The sequence below is a fragment of the Streptomyces sp. NPDC001093 genome (genome assembly GCF_040298985.1).
Taxonomy (GTDB): domain Bacteria; phylum Actinomycetota; class Actinomycetes; order Streptomycetales; family Streptomycetaceae; genus Streptomyces.
On the sequence record NZ_JBEPBF010000270.1, the window covers coordinates 1 to 3125 of the forward strand.

Annotated in this window: 3 protein-coding genes; 2 read left to right on the forward strand and 1 reads right to left on the reverse strand. The window is 67.5% G+C overall.

The window, feature by feature from the left end:
- Positions 1-155: 155 nt before the first annotated feature.
- On the forward strand, positions 156-1433 hold the full coding sequence (locus ABT288_RS49690) for an IS701 family transposase (protein ID WP_351623414.1): 1278 nt from the start codon (positions 156-158) through the stop codon (positions 1431-1433).
- 209 nt (positions 1434-1642) lie between these two features.
- Complete coding sequence (locus ABT288_RS49695; protein WP_351623415.1) at positions 1643-2104, forward strand: GNAT family N-acetyltransferase; 462 nt, start codon at positions 1643-1645, stop codon at positions 2102-2104.
- Positions 2105-2113: 9 nt separating this feature from the next.
- On the opposite strand, the gene ABT288_RS49700 is transcribed toward ABT288_RS49695, so the two are convergent.
- Positions 2114-2988 (reverse strand): IS5 family transposase gene (locus ABT288_RS49700; protein WP_351623416.1). Its coding sequence is split into 2 segments (ribosomal slippage): positions 2114-2598 and positions 2598-2988, totalling 876 coding nucleotides; the frame shifts between segments, so codons are not numbered across the junction.
- Positions 2989-3125 lie beyond the last annotated feature (137 nt).

Sequence of the window (3125 nt, forward strand, 5' to 3'; positions counted from 1 at the left end):
CGCCCGAGAGCTACCTCGCCGGCCTCCACCTCCGTGCCTCGATGATCTGGATCAACGACCTCCTGAAGGCAACTACCTGATCACAACATCACACATGCCCTAGTAGGACTCCGTTAGGTTGGTCTGCCTGCAGTGTTCAGGGGCATGAGGACTGTGTGGACGCACATGAAGTCAATCGTGTTCGGGCGAAGTTGGCGTTATTCGTGGCGGACGTGTTCGCCTCGATACCGCGCAAGGACCAGCGGGCCAAGAGCGACTGCTATCTGCGGGGACTGATGATGGACGGCCGCCGCAAGTCCATCCAGGCCATGGCCTCGCGACTGCCGGACGGCAACGAGCAGAACCTGCAGCAGTTCGTGAACCAGTCCACGTGGGATCCGGTGCCGGTGCGCCGGCGGATCGCCGAGCGGATGGTGCCGCAGATCGGTCCGGACGCCTGGGCGATCGATGACGTGTCGTTCCCCAAGGACGGCAGGATGTCGGTCGGGGTTGCCCCCCAGTACTGCGGTGCGCTGGGCAAACAGGCGAACTGCCAGGTCGCGGTCAGCGTGTACGCGGTCTCCGACACAGCCTCGTGCCCGCTGAACTGGCGGCTGTTCCTGCCCAAGGAGTGGGCCGAGGACACCGTCCGGCGACGGCGGACCGGCGTGCCCAAGGACGTCGGGCACCGGGAGAAGTGGCGCCTTGCCCTGGACGCCCTGGATGAACTGGCCACCTGGCAGCTGGTGCCGCCGGTCGTGGTGGCGGACGCCGGCTACGGCCAGAACGCCGACTTCCGCGCCGCCCTGGCCGAGCGGGAGATCCGTTACGTGGTCGGCATCCGCGGCGATCTGACCGTCCAGCCCCATGACGCCCTCCCCGAGGCCCCCGCCTGGTCCGGCAACGGCCGACGGCCGGTGCCCCGCTACCGGCAGCCACCCGTGCCGGTGGCGGAACTGGCCACGGCCGCCGGACGGGAAGCCTTCAGCGAGGTGACCTGGCGGGAAGGCTCCCGCGGCCCGATGACCTCCCACTTCCTCACGGTGCAAGTCCGGCCGGCCGGGGTGCGCCCGCGTCGACTGGCCCAGCAAGCCGCGGTGGCCGAGCACGGCCGGTGGGACGGCGTCCTGCCCCCGGTGCAACTGCTGGCCGAATGGCCCGACGGCGAAGACAACCCGACCCGCTTCTGGCTGTCCGACCTGCCCGACGACACCCCGATCCCGGACCTGGTCCGCCTGGCAAAGATCCGCTGGCGCATCGAGCACGACTACCGAGAACTCAAGCACGGCCTGGGCCTGGACCACTTCGAAGGCCGCTCCTGGCCGGGCTGGCACCACCACGCCACCCTGGTCACCGCCGCCCACGCCTTCCTGACCGAACAGCGGCTGAGCCCAAAAGCCGACACACCGGACTCACCCTGTACCAGATCCTCGACATCCTTCAGGACCTGCTGAACTGCTGGACCGGCATCTGCACCACCTGTCACCGACCTCTGCCCGGCAGGACCACGCCAAGATCAAGACGGGCTTGTGTCGAAAGTGGCTGGCTGTGACTCTGTGGCCTGTGTTTCTATTCCGGAGTGAACATCAAGAGCTCCGGGGTGCCTGATGAGAGGCCGAGCCTCTGCGTCCGGCAGAGGGCTGATGGCGATGTTGAGGAGTGTGTGCGGGTCCTCGCGGAGGTCCATCAGCTTGACGGCTATCCGGTGAACTGGCCTGATCGGCCGGGCGAGTGGCTGTCACGCGGTCCCGTGCTGGGCTCCTGGGTTGCCGAGCTCGAAGGCCGCCTGATTGGGCATGTCAGTTTGTCGCAAGGCGGCGAAGGTGATCTGGCCCCGATGTTGTGGAGTGAGCGGAACGGGGCGACGCGGGGTATGACCGCCGTGGTCGGCAGACTGTTCGTGGCCCCGCAGGCGAGGGGACATGGGATCGGTGCGCTGCTGATCGGCCGAGCAGTGGAGGAAGCGCGGCGTCGTGGCCTGCATCCGGTGCTCGACGTCGTCGCATCCGATACTGCCGCGGCAGCCCTGTATGAGCGGCTGGGCTGGAAGCTGATGGCTACAGTCGAGCAGCAGTGGAGCCCTTACCAGACGGTGGCCATCCTCTGTTACGCAGCGCCATCGTGACGTGACCGGTCATAGCCACTCGTTGATGGCCGCGACGAGGACGGTCGCTTCGTAGCGGACCGCGAGCTTGTCGTACCGGGTGGCCACGGCGCGGTGTCTCTTGAGACGATTGATGCCACACTCGACCGCGTGCCGGGCCTTGTAGTCCTGCGGGTCGAACTTCGGCGGCCGGCCGCCGCGGAAGCCGAGTTTCTTGCGGTTGCGGGCCTGGTCGGCCTTGTCCGGGATGGTGCAGCGGATCCCGCGCCGCCTCAGGTAAGCGCGGTTCTTCCGGGATGCGTACGCTTTGTCGGCGCGCACCCGATCGGGCCGGGTGCGCGGCCTGCCCGGTCCGGGACGCGGGACACGGACCTTGTTCAGGACGGGCTCGAACTGCGGGGAGTCGCCCCGCTGCCCGGCCGTGATCACGATGGACATGGGCTTCTGGCCCTGCTCGACGGCCAGGTGCAGTTTCGTGGTCAGGCCGCCGCGCGAGCGCCCGAGACCATGGTCGTCCGGTTCGATGCTGACGCCGCCAGGTGGCTCCTTCTGCAGCTCCCCTTTTTCCTCGCGCCGGCGGCGTGCTGGTGGGCCCGGCACACCGTGGAGTCGACGTTGATGTCCCAGGTGATCAGCTCTTTCGCGTCGGCCCGGGCCTGGAGCGCGGTGAAGATTCGATGCCAAGTGCCGTCCCGTTGCCACCGGCGGAACAGGTCGTAAGCCCGGCTCCACGGCCCGTACTCGGCGGGCAGGTCCCGCCACGGGATGCCGGTGCGGACCCGGAACCGTATGCCGTCGATCAGCTGCCTCCTGGCCCACGCCGGCGGCCGTCCGGGCTTCTTGCCTTTCGGCAACAGCGGTTCCAGTACTGCCCATTGCGCGTCCGTCAGATCTCCACGTGCCACGAACCAAGATCATCGCACCATCAAGATCCACTTTCGACACAGGCCCTAGCTTGAGCTTTAACCTCCGACGTCGAATGGTGCGTCGAACTTGATCACTCGGTCTGGTATCCGCCGTACGTGAAGGCGGCCTTCGCCTG